At 61.8% G+C, this 15,186-nt stretch carries 18 protein-coding genes; 5 read left to right on the top strand and 13 right to left on the bottom strand.

Features of this window, described 5'->3' with window-relative positions; all coding sequences use genetic code 11:
* The first annotated feature begins 236 nt into the window (after positions 1-236).
* Positions 237-965 carry a class I SAM-dependent methyltransferase gene (locus tag HT585_RS30200; RefSeq protein ID WP_176356471.1) on the top strand — a complete coding sequence of 243 codons (729 nt, stop codon included), beginning with the start codon at positions 237-239 and terminating at the stop codon, positions 963-965.
* A 45-nt stretch (positions 966-1,010) separates the two neighbouring features.
* Here HT585_RS30200 and HT585_RS30195 read toward each other — a convergent pair whose 3' ends face one another.
* Both HT585_RS30195 and HT585_RS30190 read right to left on the bottom strand, forming a co-directional pair.
* Positions 1,011-1,535, bottom strand: coding sequence for a sigma-70 family RNA polymerase sigma factor (locus HT585_RS30195; RefSeq protein ID WP_176356470.1), 525 nt, complete (start codon positions 1,533-1,535; stop codon positions 1,011-1,013).
* A 1-nt stretch (position 1,536) separates the two neighbouring features.
* On the bottom strand, positions 1,537-1,746 hold the full coding sequence (locus HT585_RS30190) for a YgaP family membrane protein (protein WP_176356469.1): 210 nt from the start codon (positions 1,744-1,746) through the stop codon (positions 1,537-1,539).
* A gap of 269 nt (positions 1,747-2,015) precedes the next feature.
* Between HT585_RS30190 and HT585_RS30185 the strand changes: the two genes are divergently transcribed.
* Positions 2,016-2,564: a dihydrofolate reductase family protein gene (locus HT585_RS30185; protein ID WP_176356468.1), complete on the top strand. Its 549-nt coding sequence runs from the start codon at positions 2,016-2,018 to the stop codon at positions 2,562-2,564.
* 138 nt (positions 2,565-2,702) lie between these two features.
* Complete coding sequence (gene ubiG / locus HT585_RS30180; RefSeq protein ID WP_176356467.1) at positions 2,703-3,449, top strand: bifunctional 2-polyprenyl-6-hydroxyphenol methylase/3-demethylubiquinol 3-O-methyltransferase UbiG; 747 nt, start codon at positions 2,703-2,705, stop codon at positions 3,447-3,449.
* 100 nt (positions 3,450-3,549) lie between these two features.
* Here ubiG and HT585_RS30175 read toward each other — a convergent pair whose 3' ends face one another.
* The 5 genes from HT585_RS30175 to HT585_RS30155 form a co-directional block, all read right to left on the bottom strand.
* Positions 3,550-4,116 (bottom strand): GNAT family N-acetyltransferase, encoded by a 567-nt coding sequence (locus tag HT585_RS30175; RefSeq protein WP_176356466.1) that lies wholly within the window; start codon positions 4,114-4,116, stop codon positions 3,550-3,552.
* A 131-nt stretch (positions 4,117-4,247) separates the two neighbouring features.
* Entirely contained in the window at positions 4,248-4,676 is a 429-nt protein-coding gene (locus tag HT585_RS30170) for a DUF1178 family protein (RefSeq protein WP_176356465.1), read from the bottom strand.
* Positions 4,673-5,530, bottom strand: a complete 858-nt coding sequence (locus HT585_RS30165) for a carbon-nitrogen hydrolase family protein (RefSeq protein ID WP_176356464.1) — start codon at positions 5,528-5,530, stop codon at positions 4,673-4,675. Before HT585_RS30165 ends, HT585_RS30170 begins: the two co-directional genes overlap by 4 nt.
* Before the next feature lie 114 nt (positions 5,531-5,644).
* A complete protein-coding gene (gene grxC, locus HT585_RS30160; RefSeq protein WP_176356463.1) occupies positions 5,645-5,902 on the bottom strand; it encodes a glutaredoxin 3 in 258 nt (85 codons plus the stop codon).
* Between the two features lie 47 nt (positions 5,903-5,949).
* Positions 5,950-6,795, bottom strand: coding sequence for a ComF family protein (locus tag HT585_RS30155; RefSeq protein WP_425513798.1), 846 nt, complete (start codon positions 6,793-6,795; stop codon positions 5,950-5,952).
* Between the two features lie 105 nt (positions 6,796-6,900).
* Between HT585_RS30155 and HT585_RS30150 the strand changes: the two genes are divergently transcribed.
* Positions 6,901-7,779 carry a methyltransferase domain-containing protein gene (locus tag HT585_RS30150; protein ID WP_176356489.1) on the top strand — a complete coding sequence of 293 codons (879 nt, stop codon included), beginning with the start codon at positions 6,901-6,903 and terminating at the stop codon, positions 7,777-7,779.
* Positions 7,780-7,798: 19 nt separating this feature from the next.
* Here HT585_RS30150 and HT585_RS30145 read toward each other — a convergent pair whose 3' ends face one another.
* From HT585_RS30145 to HT585_RS30120, 6 genes are all read right to left on the bottom strand, one after another.
* Positions 7,799-7,972, bottom strand: coding sequence for a Flp family type IVb pilin (locus tag HT585_RS30145; RefSeq protein WP_176356461.1), 174 nt, complete (start codon positions 7,970-7,972; stop codon positions 7,799-7,801).
* A gap of 74 nt (positions 7,973-8,046) precedes the next feature.
* Positions 8,047-8,367 (bottom strand): hypothetical protein, encoded by a 321-nt coding sequence (locus HT585_RS30140; RefSeq protein ID WP_077500981.1) that lies wholly within the window; start codon positions 8,365-8,367, stop codon positions 8,047-8,049.
* A gap of 181 nt (positions 8,368-8,548) precedes the next feature.
* A complete protein-coding gene (gene mutT, locus HT585_RS30135; RefSeq protein WP_176356460.1) occupies positions 8,549-8,962 on the bottom strand; it encodes an 8-oxo-dGTP diphosphatase MutT in 414 nt (137 codons plus the stop codon).
* A 3-nt stretch (positions 8,963-8,965) separates the two neighbouring features.
* Positions 8,966-9,784, bottom strand: a complete 819-nt coding sequence (locus HT585_RS30130) for a GNAT family N-acetyltransferase (RefSeq protein WP_176356459.1) — start codon at positions 9,782-9,784, stop codon at positions 8,966-8,968.
* Positions 9,785-9,873: 89 nt separating this feature from the next.
* Positions 9,874-11,115, bottom strand: coding sequence for a bifunctional glutamate N-acetyltransferase/amino-acid acetyltransferase ArgJ (gene argJ, locus HT585_RS30125; protein ID WP_176356458.1), 1,242 nt, complete (start codon positions 11,113-11,115; stop codon positions 9,874-9,876).
* 134 nt (positions 11,116-11,249) lie between these two features.
* Positions 11,250-12,107 carry a peptidylprolyl isomerase gene (locus HT585_RS30120; RefSeq protein ID WP_176356457.1) on the bottom strand — a complete coding sequence of 286 codons (858 nt, stop codon included), beginning with the start codon at positions 12,105-12,107 and terminating at the stop codon, positions 11,250-11,252.
* 245 nt (positions 12,108-12,352) lie between these two features.
* On the opposite strand from HT585_RS30120, the gene secA reads away from it, so the two are divergent.
* Positions 12,353-15,067: a preprotein translocase subunit SecA gene (gene secA, locus HT585_RS30115; protein ID WP_176356456.1), complete on the top strand. Its 2,715-nt coding sequence runs from the start codon at positions 12,353-12,355 to the stop codon at positions 15,065-15,067.
* The last annotated feature ends 119 nt before the right edge of the window (positions 15,068-15,186 follow it).

The following is a 15,186-nucleotide window of genomic DNA, read 5'->3' as shown; positions in this document are numbered from 1 at the left end:
GCTCTTTGCACCGATGTGACCCTTGACTGGGAGATGCGATCGGGCGATATCCGACCCATGTGCGAACATGACGTCCATATCGTTGCGCGTTCGGCCGGCATCCCAACAGGCGGGATGCGGGGGCGATAGAGCACGCTGACGAAAGAGCGTTCGCGCACCTGCAGCCTCGCCGGAAACGGACGGGGTTCTTCTTTTGACGGGTGCGCCGTCCATCGGCATTTTTGATGGAGAATGAAATGGCACAGAATATCTACGACAAACCGGAATTTTTCGAAGGCTACAGCCAGCTCGGCCGATCCGTGCACGGCCTCGACGGCGCGGCAGAGTGGCCGGCGATCCGCGCCGCCCTGCCAGACCTGAAGGGCAAGCGCGTGGTCGATCTCGGCTGTGGCTTCGGCTGGTTTTCACGCTATGCCGGCGAGCAGGGGGCGGCCCGCGTCCTCGGGCTCGACCTGTCGGAAAACATGATCGCCCGCGCACGGCGCGATACGGTCGATCCAGCAATCGAATACGGCATCGCCGATCTCGACCAACTGACACTTGAAAACGGCGCCTTCGACGTCGCCTACAGCTCGCTCGCGTTTCACTATGTCGAGGATTTCGACCGGCTGGTCCGGGCGATCCACGATGCGCTCAAGCCCGGGTCGCACCTGGTCTTCACCATCGAGCACCCGATCTACATGGCATCGCTGAACCCTGGCTGGCAGGTTGGAGAAGACGGTCAGAAACGCTGGCCGGTGGACCACTATTCCGTCGAAGGCCGCCGCACCACGGATTGGCTGGCCAAGGGGGTGGTCAAATATCATCGCACCATCGGCACCACGCTCAACGCCTTGATGCGTGGCGGCTTTGCCATCCGACACGTCGAGGAATGGCACCCGACGGCGGCACAGATCGATTCCAATCCTGATCTTGCCGAAGAGATGGAGCGGCCGATGATCCTTCTCGTGGCCGCTCAACGATAGGTTGCTAGATCTGTCGCGCAGCGACGAGCACGTCGGCGACAAGCATCAGCCTGACAGCTGTTTGCGCATGAGCGCACGTGCCCGGTGAAGCCGCGCCTTGACCGCCTGCTGGGTCACCCCAAGACGGAGCGCGACCTCGCCAACGGTCAGCTCCTGCATATCGCTGAGCAGCACGACATCGCGGTAATGACCAGGTAGCGCCTCGATCGCCGCCGCCAGATCGAGACGCAAGTCCAACTCGGGTCGCGCGACAAGCGCGGCCTGGGCCTCCTTGTCCTCGACAGGGACTGAAATCGACGAGCGGCCCTTGCGCGCGAGCCGCAGGCATTCGCGCATGACGACCGTGAAGAGCCAGCTGGGCAAGGCGGCCAGTGAGCGGATCGCACTGACACGGCGAAAGAGTTGCCAAAGCACCTCCTGCGTTGCATCGTCCTCGTCGCTGGCACGGCAGCGCGATCGGGCATACCGACGAACATCCGGTTGTGTCACTTCGATCAGCCGAATGATCGCTTGACGGTTGCCGAGCCGCGCCTCTTCGAAAACCGTCTGCGATAGTCGTTTGCCTGTCACTTTATCCGCCGCGTTTCTTGCCAATGCCTGCCATTGCGCACATTGGGCAATAGCCAACAATGCCAGTGAGCGCAAAACTCACGCCCAACGCCGCTCCCGCTATTGCTAACTCCGTATCCAGCAATTGAATCGAGGCGGCTGCCGCCAAGATCCCAAGGGTAAGTCTGCCGATGCCCTGGGCTGTACCGATATTCTTGCGATAGAATGCCATTCCGTTGTCCTTTCAAGTTTCTCGATTTGCCTGCGTCGATAAGAGGCGGCGATACAGCGAAAGGATTCGCGACGGCGATCATTTTTTTCCTGACCCTATTGTTGGCCGCATCCCTGGCGGACCGGCACAGGCCAAGCGCAGCTAGTAGACCGGCATCACATTCGCCATCGAGATAAAACTACTTGCGTTTTGCAATCAGTTTCGAGATCATCTTTTCGTCAGTGCGGAAGGTCGCGACCGGCCGGCCAGCAAAAATGGGAGAGACGAGCATGCGCAAGGTCATCATGTGGGACATGGTCAGTGTCGACGGCTTCTTCGAGGCGCCCGGCCATGACATCAGCTGGTTCGTCTTCGAGGACGAACTTGCGGGCTATATCGACGAGACCCAGCGCGAAGGCGATACGCTGCTCTTCGGCCGGGTGACCTATGAGATGATGGCGTCCTATTGGCCAGAAGCGGAGGGCGATATCGCCACCTACATGAACGGCGCCGAGAAATACGTCTTCTCCCGGTCGCTGACGCGTGCTGACTGGCACAACACCACCCTCGTTGCCGGCGATGCGGTTGCCGAAGTCGAGCGACTGAAAGCGCTCGACGGCGGTAGCATCTTCATCTTCGGCAGCGCGGATTTTGCGGCGGTACTGGTGGAAAAGGGCCTCGTCGATGAATATCGCCTCGGCATCAACCCGGTGTTGCTTGGCAGCGGCGTTCCGCTCTTCAAACCCGTGCCGAAGCGCACCACTCTGAAACTCACCCATACGCGGGCGCTCAAGTCCGGTGTCGTCATCCTGCACTACCAGCCGCAGCCGGATGTTTGACCGAACGTCGCTCGGCTGGCGTGCCATTAGCCGAACCTGCGGCAGCCGCCTTGGATGCGCTGTTGTGGTCATGGCCCGCCTCTTGACATCCCTGCCCGATCGTCCGACTTCATCAGGCAGAATGAAGGAGACGGCAGCATGAGCGAGACAGCGCGCACGACGATCGACCAGAGCGAGGTAGACCGCTTTTCGGCCATGGCCGCCGAATGGTGGGATCCGACGGGAAAGTTCCGGCCGCTGCACAAGTTCAATCCGGTGCGCCTCACCTACATCCGCGACCGGGTTGCCGAGCATTTCGGTCGCGATCCGAAGAGCCCGCAGCCGCTAAAAGGCTTGCGCCTGCTCGATATCGGCTGCGGCGGCGGGCTGCTGTCGGAGCCGATGGCCCGCATGGGCGCCGATGTCGTCGGCGCCGACGCTTCCGAAAAGAACATCGGCATTGCCAAGACCCATGCGGCCGGCAGCGGCGTTGCGGTCGATTACCGTGCCGTAACGGCCGAAGCGCTTGCCGAAGCGGGCGAAAGCTTCGACATCGTGCTCAACATGGAAGTGGTCGAACATGTTGCCGACGTCGACTTCTTCATGACCACCTGCGCCCATATGGTTCGCCCCGGTGGCCTGATGTTCGTCGCCACAATCAACCGCACGATGAAGGCGGCGGCACTTGCGATCTTCGCTGCCGAAAACGTCCTGCGCTGGCTGCCGCGCGGGACCCATCAATACGAAAAGCTGGTGCGCCCCGAGGAACTGGAAAAGCCGCTTGTGGCAAGCGGCCTCGAAGTCACCGAGCGCACCGGCGTGTTCTTCAATCCACTGTCCAACCAATGGAATCTGTCGAAAGACATGGACGTCAACTACATGATCGTCGCCAAGCGGCCTCTTTGACCGCCAGGTCGTCGAACTCCAGAGGTCTGGGCTGAACATAAAAAAAGCCCTGCGGCGATGTCTTTCGCCGGAGGGCTTTGCAATTTGAACCGTAGTTGCCTCAGGAGGCCTTCGGCAGCGCCTGCCATTCGTGCCGCAGCAGGGCGTAGATGTATTCATCACCCCATTGACCGTTGAACAGGTCGTTCTGGATCAGATGCGCCTCGCGGCGCATGCCGAGACGCTCGACGACGCCAACAGAGCCGGCATTGAGCGGATCGAGGCGAGCAAAGATCCGATGGAAATTCAGTTTCGAGAAGCCGAGTTCGAGCGCAGCCCGCATCGCTTCTGTCGCATAGCCCTTGCCGGCAAATGCCGGGTTGAAGATATAGCCGGTTTCCGCCTGCCGCGCCGCCTTGCTGGCGAGTTTCAACAGGACCTCGCCGATCAGCGCACCATCCTCTTGCCGTTCGACGGCAAAGACCGCGACATCCCCATCCTCATCGAGACGCGGGTCGCTCGCCTTCGCAAACTTGGTGCGTGCGCCATCCTCATCCAGCGGATCGGCATAAAGATAGCGATAAACCTCCGGCAACCGATGATAGGCATGAAACCCGTCGAAATCGTCGGGCGCAAAATGCCGGATCGTCAGGCGGTCGGTGGAAAGCCGAAGGGTGGAAAGCTGCATTGCTGTCAAAATCCCTCATTGCAAAGACTGCAAATGGGAACCAAGAACCTGTTTTTAAAGAGCGTTTCCGAATTTGTGTAACGACCAGAGAGACGGCTGACGTGAGGAGGCACCCCGCCCCGCCCCGCCCTTTAGTTGACGTCGTCGGGCAACACGGGGAGTGGCGCGATCGCGATGCCCTCTTCGAGAAGCGCGACGGCCTCTTCGACAGTCGCCTTGCCGATAAGACCGCGTTCGTCCGTCTCGCCATAGTGGATCTTGCGGGCCTCTTCGGGAAAACGGTCGCCGACATCCTCGGCATTTTCGCGCACCGTTTTGACGAGTTCGCGGATCTTGGCGACGGTTTCCTTCTGCGCCTGATCCATGACCAGCGCCCGCGTCGCTTCCTTCTTTCGGGCGGTCGCCACCGAAGGGGCCATCAGTTGCTTGGCAACGGACGTGGAATTGCACATGGGGCAGGAAACGAGCTTGCGCTCCATCTGGCCGTCGAAGTCGTCGCTCGACGAGAACCAGCCTTCGAAAGCGTGGCCCTGATCGCAGGAAAGCGTATAGCGGATCAAGCGGCAACGCCTCCCTTGCCGGTCGGCAGGACGTGATCCAGCGCAAAGCTGCGGGCATTCCGGAGGTTCGGGATCTTGGCGCGGGCCGCATGCACGGCTGCAACGTCGATATCCGCGAGCACGATCCCTTCGCCGGCAGCACCGGCAGCGGCAAGCACCTTGCCCCAGGGGTCGACGATCATCGAATGGCCGAAGGTCTCACGCCCGTCCTCATGCACGCCGCCCTGTGCAGCCGCGATAACGAAGAAACCGTTCTCGATGGCGCGGGCGCGCAGCAGGATCTCCCAGTGCGCTTCGCCGGTCTGGCGGGTGAAGGCCGCCGGCACGGACATGACTTCGGCGCCAGCAACTGCCTGCTGGCGGAACAGCTCGGGAAAGCGGACGTCGTAGCAGATGGCAAAACCGAGCTTGCCGAAATCGAGATCGGCCAGGCGCGCCGTCGCGCCCGGCGTGTAGGCGGCGCTCTCGCGCCAGCTCTCGCCATTGTCGAGATCGACGTCGAACATGTGGATCTTGTCGTAGTCGCAGATCTTGTCGCCATCCGGGCCGAACAGGAAGCCGCGATTGGCGATCTTGCCGTCGGCAAGGGCGATGGCGGTCGAGCCGACATGCAGATGAATTCCAAGCTCGCCCGCAAGCTTTGCCGCTTCGCGCACGATGATATCGCTCGCCTCGTCCTTGAGCACGGCCCGCAGGCCGGCGCGGTCGCGCTGCAGAGCCCCGGTCATTTCCGGCGTCTGGACATAGGTCGCGCCATGACCTGCCGCCTCGCGCACCAACCGCGCCATCGTCTCGACATTTCTTGCCGGATCGACACCGGAACACATCTGGATGGCGGCAGCCTTGAAGGTCATTACAATCGGGCTCCTGCGAGCATTCCCGGGAAAGTCCGTACCGGCTTTCCATCAGGGAATTCTTGAAGTACGGCAATGGAGCGTTTCTGTCGCTCCATCCAAAGCGGGAAAGGTCTAGGCGGCCAGCATCTCGTCGAGTTTTCCGGCCCGCTCCAGCGCGTGCAGATCGTCGCAACCGCCGACATGGATGTCGTTGATGAAGATCTGCGGGAATGTGGTCCCGCCGTGCGATTTCTCGATCATCTTCTGGCGCACCTGCGGATCGTAAGTCGCATCGTGTTCGAGGAACGAGACGCCCTTGGTCTCCAGAAGCTTTTTGGCAGCCGAGCAATAGCCGCAGAACTGACGCGTATAAATAACGACCGAAACCATGTTTTCTAACCGCTCCTTCACCGGCAACGACGCCGGACTTTCATTCGTCATATAAGATCGGACATGGCTCTTGCAAAGGTTAAAACCGTGACGTGTCCGGCCCCTGCCCGCTTCAGCGCGCGGGCCGCGGCCGAGACGGTGGCGCCAGTCGTATATACGTCGTCCACGAGCACGATGCGTTTTCCGATGAGACCTCGCTTGCCGCTTTCGGCAACGGCAAAGGCGCCGCGAACATTGTCCACGCGTGCTTTGGCGCCAAGCCCGACCTGCTTGGTCGTGCGCCTGATGCGGCGAAGCGTGGACGGCAGATAGAGGCGTCCTGACAGCGCTGCCACGGCGCGGGCAAGCTCTGCTGCCTGGTTGTATTTGCGCCCCCAAAGCCGGAAGGCATGCAGTGGCACCGGGATGATGGCATCGGCGGAGGCGACCGCGCCGTCGCTCGCCCGGACCATCCATTCCGCCATCATGGGCGCGAGATCGGTCCGGTCACGATACTTCAATCCGTGCACGAGATCGCGTGCGATGCCGTCGTGGATGGCAACGGAGCGCAGACGGTCGAAGACCGGCGGATCGGCGATCGCCTCGGGTGATACCGTCCCCTCCCCATGATCATGGGCAAACGGCAGGCCGAGGATCTCGCAATAGGGCCGCTCGATAAGCTGAAGCGTCGACCAGCAGGGTGCACAGACGGCCCGATGGCGCCCCATCAGCCGGCCACAACCGCAACAGACGGGAGGATAGACGAGGTCGACGACATCGTTGCCGACCTGTCGCAGAAAGGCGAGGCCACCCGCCACTCCAAATTGCCGCTCTTCCCGGTTCATATGGTTGACTTTACCGTCGTGTGGGTTTCTTTGCAGGTCGCTGGAACACGCTGCAGCGCTGCGCGCCATTTCGGATGCGCTGATGTCGCCGCAGCACTTTGAATTTCGGCATGATTTCTCTTTGTGAATCGGTTCCGATCCGGGGAGGCCATCATGCTGCCGGAGCACAGTACCGTGGAAATCATCTTTGACCAGAGCCTCGTCGAGGCGCACCGCCGCCGGGCACTCAACAATGCCGACCCAAAGGCAGCCTTCCTCCTCGATATCGTCGCACAGGAACTGGCCGACCGTGTCAGCGTGGTCGAGCGCCAGTTCGACAAGGCGATGGAATTGCACGGCTACACCGGCGCAACCGCACTGCGCCTGCTGGAAACCGGCAAGGTCGGAACGGTCGAGCGGGTGGAAACGGACCCCGGTTTCGGCACGGCTGCCATGCCGGTTGCGATTTCGCCGCTCGAGCGCGTGCCCGCAGAGCCCGAGACGCTCAATCTTCTCGTCTCTCCCCTTTCTCTCCACCTGACCAACGACACGCCCGGCGCCTTCATCCAGGCGCGCCGGGCACTGAAGCCCGACGGATTGTTCCTGGCGGCGATCCCCGGCAATGGAACGCTGAACGAATTGCGCGAGGCGCTGCTTGCGGCAGAAGCCGAGCTGACCGGTGGCGCAAGTCCACGCGTCATTCCCTTTGCCGACGTTCGCGACATGGGCGCATTGCTGCAGCGGGCGGGCTTTGCCCTGCCGGTGGCAGACGCGGAAACCTATACGGTGCGTTACGATTCTCTCTTCGCGCTCATAAGAGACCTGCGAGCGATGGGCATGACCAGCCCGCTGGCAGCCCGCAGCCGGACACCCGTTTCCCGACGCTTCTTCCTGCGGGCCGCGGAAATCTACGCCGAGCGCTTTTCCGACCCGGACGGTCGCATCCGTGCGACCTTCTCGGTCGTCTATCTCTCAGGCTGGGCGCCGCACGAAAGCCAGCAGAAACCGCTGAAACCGGGCTCGGCCAAGCAGCGACTGTCGGAGGCGCTCGGGACGAAGGAACGACCGGTCTAAAGCGTCCGGCCGACCATCGTCAGCTCATGGCGTTCTGGAATGTCGTCGTCAGCAGTTCGAGGATGGCCGTAAGAGCTGTCTGTATCTGCTCCATCCCGAGAAGCAGGCTGACGGAAACGATCGCTGCGAGCAGACCGTACTCGATCGCGGTGGCCGCGCTTCTATCGCGAATAAGGCGCTTCAACGTGTTCATAGGTACCCAGCCCGGTTGGAACTCGCCTCCCGACCGGCAGACACGCAAGGAACCAGTCCGACGCGCCGCCCAGATCAGCAGCCACTTTTGCTGCCGTCGGCATCGATGATGCAGACAGCGCCCGGCATTTCCTGCAGCACACTGCGGCGCACAGTGTAGCGCTTGGTGGTGCCGTTAGAGGGAATAGAGCCGGTCGAAATATTGTCGTAGTCCATCGGCGTGTTCGCGAGCATTCGCTTGTCCGCCTTCGAAGACAGCATCGGTGTCAGGATAAGGGTCAGCGCAATCACGGCTGTTCCAAACAGCAGCGACAGATTGAGCACACCTGTCCGGCGGGACTGGCTCGTCACCATGTCCTTCTCCTGAACCGTCCTCCAGAAATCGTCGTCAACCATCCCAGCCTCACAAACGCATAAGATGCGGCGAACGGGAGCATCCTTCCCAAGCTTCGTCCTGCCACATTGCCCGAAACCGATACGCCGTTCGCTGAACGCCACGTATCGAAACTGAATTGCAGCTATCTTTGCGGGAGGGAGATAAACGATCGATTAATAATCGGCCGGTTTTTGGGTAGGTTCAGAGCAAATCCATCAGAAATGGGATGAGCGGCTCGTCGGCAGGAGGCATCGGATAGTCGCGCAGGGCCTTGGAACGCACCCATTTGATCGCCTGGCCTTCCCGCCCGATCGCCACACCTTCATAGCGACGGCAGACATAGAGCGGCATCAGCAGGTGGAAATCGTCATAGGTGTGGCTGGCGAAGGTCAGCGGCGCAAGGCAGGCGACCTTGGTCTGGATGCCGAGCTCTTCATCCAGTTCCCGGATCAGCGTTTCCTCCGGCGTCTCGCCGGGCTCGACCTTGCCACCGGGAAACTCCCAGAGGCCGGCCAGAGACTTGCCTTCAGGGCGCTGCGCCAGCAGGATGCGACCGTCGGAATCGACCAATGCGCAGGCGGCGACGAGAACGATCTTCTTTCCGGTGGCACCCATGCGTCAGGCCTTCGGCGTACGGTAGAGATAGTTGTAGACGTCCGAAAAGCCCGCACTGCGATAAAGCGCCAGCGCTGCCTCGTTGTCTGCCTCGACCTGCAGCCAGGCCTTCTTGGCGCCGCGCAGGCGGGCCCAGCGCAGCGACACGTCGAGCATGGCCTTGCCCAGCCCCTGCCGGCGGAAGTGCTCGTCGACGGCAAACAGCATGATGCCGGCAAGGTCGTTGTCCTGGACGACCAGCGATACCGCCGTGGGGCCGCTCTCCACATCCTCAAACAGGAACAGACCGCTTTCCGGCTTGATGGCGTTGATGATCTCGGCAAGTGCGGCCTTGGTTTTCGGGTCGTCCTTGCCGATGCGGATGCGCGCATCGACGAAGCGGCCGACATCCTTGATCGGCAGATGGTCGATACCTTCGCCGAAGTCACGCTCGGCGATGTCAGCCATCATCACGGTGCTGTGGGAAAAGGCAGTCCAGCCTTCGCCGTCCATGTGGGCGATCAGTTGCGGCGGCGTCAACGGCGTCTGGCGCACGGTCAGCGGCCGCCCGTAATCGGCAAAGCGCCTGGCGGCCTTTTCCAGCCGGACCGGGATGTCGCGGTAATCCGAGGGATCGAGCGGGTTGACAGAATTGAGACGCTTGGAATCGTGGCCGGCATTCAGCCGGATCAGCCAGCTGCCGTCATAGTGGACCGATGCTGCCGGCCAGGCGCGAAAACCGACTGCCTCAAGCCGCCGCACGCTCGGAAGATCAACCATCCGCTTGTCCTTGCCTCCAGCCGCGGCATCGCCTGCGCCGGGCTGAGTCTCGTTCGATGTCATCTGCTTACCCCCAACAGGCCAAACCCGGATACCGCCAATGCGAGCCGCTTTCGGCGCCGCGGGCCCCGACAAAACCGCTCACAATGGCGTCAACTCCTGTAGTCGCCGTTGATCTCCACATATTCCTTGGTGAGGTCGCAGGTAAAGACCGTCGCACGCCCCGAACCAAGCCCGATTTCGACGCGGATCGGGATATCCTGCGCCTTCATGACAGCCGTTGCGGCCGCTTCCGAATAGGTCGGATCCCGCTCGCCGTCGACGGCCACCCGCACGTCGCCGAACCAGATCGCCAGCCGGTCGCGCTCGGCCATTTCTCCGGCCTTGCCGACGGCCATGACCACGCGTCCCCAATTGGCGTCCTCGCCGGCAACCGCCGTCTTGACCAGCGGCGAATTGGCGATCGAAAGCGCAATGCGCTTGGCAGCCGCATCGTTTTCGGCACCTTCCACCGTAACGGCAACCATCTTGCGCGCACCCTCGCCGTCGCGAACGACCTGGAGTGCAAGATCGCGCAGCAGGTCGTTGAGCGCCGTGCGGAAGGCGTCGAGCTTCGCGTCGGACGCGTCCGTCACCCTCTGCTGGCCGTCGGCAGCGGCAGCACCGGTCGCAAACAGCATCAGCGTATCAGACGTCGAGGTGTCGCTGTCGACCGTGACCGAATTGAACGTCGGGCCGACGCCGGCCGAAAGCAGCGCCTGCAATGCCGCAGGCGCGATGTCGGCATCGGTAACGACGAACGAGAGCATGGTCGCCATGTCAGGCGCGATCATGCCGGCACCCTTGGCGATACCGTTGATCGTGACCTTGACGCCACCGATCTCGGCGCTGCGCGTGGCGACCTTCGGATAGGTGTCCGTCGTCATGATCGCCTTGGCGGCCTCAAACCAGAAAGCTTCCGTGCCGGCGGTGGCGAGATCGTCGAGCACGCCCGCAAACTTCGTCGCGTCCAGCGGTTCGCCGATGACGCCGGTCGAGGCAAGAAACACCTCGCTCTCGGCGCAACCGACGGCTTTCGCTGCCGATTTTGCAGTCAGTTCCGTCGCTTCGCGGCCCTTCTTGCCCGTGAAGGCATTGGCATTGCCGGAATTGACGACCACCGCACGCGCAACACCGCCGCCCAAGTTCTGGCGGCAGAAATCGACCGGCGCCGACGGGCACTTGGAGCGCGTGAACACGCCGGCAACGGCGGCAGGCTCGTCGAAAACCATCATCAGCACGTCGGTACGGTTCTTGTACTTGATGCCGGCCGCGGCCGTTGCCATGCGAACGCCGCGCAGGGCGGGCATGTCGACAAACGTTTTTGGAGCGAGCGGAGAGACGGAACCGGACATGGGAAACCTGCCTGAAGAACGTGGGATCAAGGTGAAGTTGCGACAAATGCCCGAACGGCTTTCAGCCGTCGGGCATCGACAAGAAACGTTGATCGACGAGCCCTGCCCTTGGACGGGGCCCGTCTGTCGAAAAATTACTTGGCTTCCTGCGCCTTGTTGGCCTCGTCATAGGCCTTCTTCAGAGCCGGATCGGAAATCTCGACACCGGCATCCTTCTTGGCAGCAGCAAGCAGCTCAACGTATTTGTCGCGCATGACAAGCTGACGAACCTGCGGCTCGACCTGCTCCAGTGCCGGCGGGGCCTGCGGGCGCTTGTCTTCGACCAGGATGACGTGGAAACCGAACTGCGTCTTCACCGGCGTCTTGGTGTAGGCGCCCTTGTCGAGCGTGAACACGACCGCTTCGAATTCCGGAACCATGCGGCCCTTGGTGAAGTAGCCGAGGTCGCCACCGTCGTCCTTGTTCGGGTCGGAGGACTTGGCCTTGGCCAGCTCGACGAAGCTCTTGCCGGCGTCGAGTTCCTTGATGATTTCCTTGGCTTCTTCCTCGGTCTTGACGAGGATATGGCGTGCCTTGACCTCTTCCTGCACCGGAACGGCGGCAATTTCCTTGTCGTAGCGCGCCTTCACCTCTTCCTTGGTGATAGCGTCGACGACGTGCTTCTTGAAGAAGGCGTTGTGCAGTTCGCGCTCGGTCAGGTAGGCGAGACGCTGCTTGAAGGCCGCGTCGTCCTGAAGGCCTTCCTTCTCGGCTGTCTTCGACAGAAGCTTGACGTCGATGACGGCCGAAAGTGCTGCTGCGCGCTTCTGCTCTTCCGGCATCTGCTGGAGCTGCGGATCGAGACCGCCAAGGGCGAGATTGAGCTCGGACTGGCGCACTTCCTCGCCACCGACCGTGGCGATGACCGGGTCCGCATCTTCGGCGCGCGCGACACCATGAACGGCGATCGCCGCAACCAGGGCCGCAGCGGCCAGGGTCTTCAACTTCGACATGCTCGTAACCTTTCACCTTTGGCCATCAACGCGATTGCGTCGGCCTCGTGGCGGCTGAACACCACCAGAATGTGGCGGTTCTGTAGCCGTCCGGCCACGCAAGTGCGTTGACATAATTCGACCCCCCTCTTATCTGTCACGCAACCTCGCGTCCAGAACAGTTTCCGGGCGTTTCACGGCATTGCGCGGTTTTGGACGGTGCGGCCAGTGGAACCCAAGGCAACAAAAAAGAAAGGACCATTCGTATGGTCAGTCTCGGCGGCCTAGCCCGCAAGTTGTTTGGCTCCTCCAACGATCGCCGTGTGCGTGGCTACAAGGCCAGGGTGGATGCCATCAACGCTCTTGAAGCCGATATGAAGGCTTTGTCGGATGAGGCACTCGCCGCCAAGACCGTGGAATTCCGCAAGGAGTTCGCAGACGGCAAGACGCTCGACGACCTGCTGGTGCCGGCCTTTGCCGTGGCTCGCGAGGCAGCCCGCCGCGTGCTTGGCCTGCGCCCCTTCGACGTCCAGCTGATCGGCGGCATGATCCTGCATGAGCGCGCCATCGCCGAAATGAAGACCGGTGAAGGCAAGACGCTCGTCGCGACCCTGCCGGTCTACCTCAATGCGCTTGCGAGCAAGGGCGTGCACGTCGTCACCGTCAACGACTACCTGGCACAGCGCGACGCCGCCACCATGAACCGCATCTACAGCTTCCTCGGGCTGACGACCGGCGTCATCGTTCATGGCCTGACGGACGACCAGCGCAAGGCCGCCTATGGCTGCGACATCACCTACGCGACCAACAACGAACTCGGCTTCGACTATCTGCGCGACAACATGAAGTATGAACGCGCGCAGATGGTTCAGCGCGGCCACTTCTTCGCCATCGTCGACGAAGTCGACTCGATCCTCGTCGACGAAGCGCGCACGCCGCTGATCATCTCCGGCCCGCTCGACGATCGCTCGGACCTCTACAACACGATCAACGAGTTCATTCCGATGCTTTCGCCGGAAGACTACGAGATCGACGAAAAGCAACGCTCGGCCAACTTCTCCGAAGAAGGCACCGAGAAGCTCGAAAACCTTCTGAGACAGGCAGACCTGCTCAAGGGTGAATCGCTCTACGACATCGAGAACGTCGCGATCGTCCACCATGTCAACAACGCGCTCAAGGCCCACAAGCTGTTCCAGCGCGACAAGGACTATATCGTGCGCAACGGCGAGATCGTCATTATCGACGAATTCACCGGCCGCATGATGCCGGGCCGCCGCTATTCCGAAGGCCAGCACCAGGCGCTCGAAGCCAAGGAAAAGGTGCAGATCCAGCCCGAGAACCAGACGCTCGCCTCGATCACCTTCCAGAACTATTTCCGCATGTATTCCAAGCTCGGCGGCATGACCGGCACGGCCTCCACCGAAGCGGAAGAATTCGGCAACATCTACGGCCTGGAAGTCATCGAGGTTCCGACCAACCTGCCGATCAAGCGTATCGACGAGGATGACGAGGTCTATCGTACGCAGGGCGAAAAGCTCAAAGCCATCATCGACGAGATCAAGTCGGCGCACGAGCGCGGCCAGCCGATGCTGGTGGGCACGACGTCGATCGAAAAGTCCGAGCAGCTGGCCGACCTCCTGAAGAAGTCGGGCTTCGACAACTTCCAGGTGCTGAACGCGCGTTACCACGAGCAGGAAGCCTTCATCGTTGCGCAGGCCGGCGTGCCGGGTGCCGTAACGATCGCCACCAACATGGCCGGTCGCGGCACCGACATCCAGCTCGGCGGCAACGTCGACATGCGCATCCAGCAGGAACTCTCGGAAGTCGAGCCCGGCCCTGAGCGCGACCAACGCGAACAGGCGATCCGCGCCGAAGTGCAACGGCTGAAGGAAAAGGCGCTGGCCGCCGGCGGACTTTACGTCCTCGCCACCGAACGCCACGAAAGCCGCCGTATCGACAACCAGCTGCGCGGCCGTTCCGGCCGTCAGGGCGACCCGGGCCGGTCCAAGTTCTACCTGTCGCTTCAGGACGACCTGATGCGCATCTTCGGCTCCGACCGCATGGACGGCATGCTGCAGAAGCTCGGCCTGAAGGAAGGCGAGTCGATCATCCACCCCTGGATCAACAAGGCACTCGAGCGTGCGCAGAAGAAGGTCGAAGCCCGCAACTTCGATATCCGCAAGAACCTTCTGAAGTACGACGACGTGCTCAACGACCAGCGCAAGGTGATCTTCGAGCAGCGCATCGAGCTCATGGATGCCGTCAGCGTCACCGAAACCGTGACCGACATGCGCACCGAAGTCATCGAGGACATCGTTTCCAAGCGTATCCCTGAGCGCGCCTATGCCGAGCAGTGGGACGTCGAGGGCCTAAAGGCCGACGTGCAGCAATACCTCAATCTCGACCTGCCGATCGTCGAATGGGCAGCCGAGGAAGGCATCGACGAGGCCGATATTCTCGAGCGCGTGACGGCTGCCACCGAAAGGGCCGTTGCCGATCGTGCCGAGCGTTTCGGACCGGAGATCATGCAGTATGTCGAGCGCTCGGTGATCCTGCAGACGCTCGACCATCTCTGGCGCGAACACATCGTCAACCTCGACCATCTGCGTTCGGTCATCGGTTTCCGTGGCTATGCGCAGCGCGATCCGTTGCAGGAATACAAGTCCGAAGCCTTCGAGCTGTTTCAGGCACTGCTCGGCAACCTGCGCCAGGCCGTGACGGCCCAGCTGATGCGCGTCGAACTGGTGCGCGAGGCAGCCGAGGCGCCGCAGCCGGTTCCGCCGATGATGGAAGGGCACCATATCGACCCGTTGACCGGCGAAGACGATTTTGGCGGCAGCTCCGGTTCGCTGCTGGCTGTCGCTCCGGAAAACCGCAACCCGGCCGATCCGTCGACCTGGGGCAAGGTCTCGCGCAACGAGGCCTGCCCATGCGGCTCCGGCAAGAAGTACAAACACTGCCACGGCATCTACGAAGCCTGATCTGAAAATGCCGCCTCCGGGCGGCATTTTTGTTTGCGGGGCGGGAAAGGCTAATGGCGCCTCGTCTCCCGAAGTAAACTAGGGCTGGCCGAATGACCTGGCGTCGGCCGCTCGCGATC

This window comes from Ensifer oleiphilus, assembly GCF_013371465.1.
Classification (GTDB): domain Bacteria; phylum Pseudomonadota; class Alphaproteobacteria; order Rhizobiales; family Rhizobiaceae; genus Ensifer; species Ensifer oleiphilus.
Note: the sequence above shows the minus strand (reverse complement) of the source record. Positions and strands in the feature narration are given on the sequence as shown.

Excerpts from the sequence above, each read along its gene's own strand:
- ubiG (WP_176356467.1), top strand. The coding sequence starts at position 2,703 with ATGAGCGAGACAGCGCGCACGACGATCGACCAGAGCGAGGTAGACCGC.
- HT585_RS30190 (WP_176356469.1), bottom strand. The coding sequence starts at position 1,746 with ATGGCATTCTATCGCAAGAATATCGGTACAGCCCAGGGCATCGGCAGA.
- HT585_RS30120 (WP_176356457.1), bottom strand. The coding sequence starts at position 12,107 with ATGTCGAAGTTGAAGACCCTGGCCGCTGCGGCCCTGGTTGCGGCGATC.
- argJ (WP_176356458.1), bottom strand. The coding sequence starts at position 11,115 with ATGTCCGGTTCCGTCTCTCCGCTCGCTCCAAAAACGTTTGTCGACATG.
- HT585_RS30165 (WP_176356464.1), bottom strand. The coding sequence starts at position 5,530 with ATGACCTTCAAGGCTGCCGCCATCCAGATGTGTTCCGGTGTCGATCCG.
- HT585_RS30140 (WP_077500981.1), bottom strand. The coding sequence starts at position 8,367 with ATGGTTGACGACGATTTCTGGAGGACGGTTCAGGAGAAGGACATGGTG.
- HT585_RS30200 (WP_176356471.1), top strand. The coding sequence starts at position 237 with ATGGCACAGAATATCTACGACAAACCGGAATTTTTCGAAGGCTACAGC.
- secA (WP_176356456.1), top strand. The coding sequence starts at position 12,353 with ATGGTCAGTCTCGGCGGCCTAGCCCGCAAGTTGTTTGGCTCCTCCAAC.
- HT585_RS30175 (WP_176356466.1), bottom strand. The coding sequence starts at position 4,116 with ATGCAGCTTTCCACCCTTCGGCTTTCCACCGACCGCCTGACGATCCGG.
- HT585_RS30185 (WP_176356468.1), top strand. The coding sequence starts at position 2,016 with ATGCGCAAGGTCATCATGTGGGACATGGTCAGTGTCGACGGCTTCTTC.
- grxC (WP_176356463.1), bottom strand. The coding sequence starts at position 5,902 with ATGGTTTCGGTCGTTATTTATACGCGTCAGTTCTGCGGCTATTGCTCG.
- HT585_RS30145 (WP_176356461.1), bottom strand. The coding sequence starts at position 7,972 with ATGAACACGTTGAAGCGCCTTATTCGCGATAGAAGCGCGGCCACCGCG.
- mutT (WP_176356460.1), bottom strand. The coding sequence starts at position 8,962 with ATGGGTGCCACCGGAAAGAAGATCGTTCTCGTCGCCGCCTGCGCATTG.
- HT585_RS30155 (WP_425513798.1), bottom strand. The coding sequence starts at position 6,795 with ATGGCGCGCAGCGCTGCAGCGTGTTCCAGCGACCTGCAAAGAAACCCA.
- HT585_RS30130 (WP_176356459.1), bottom strand. The coding sequence starts at position 9,784 with ATGACATCGAACGAGACTCAGCCCGGCGCAGGCGATGCCGCGGCTGGA.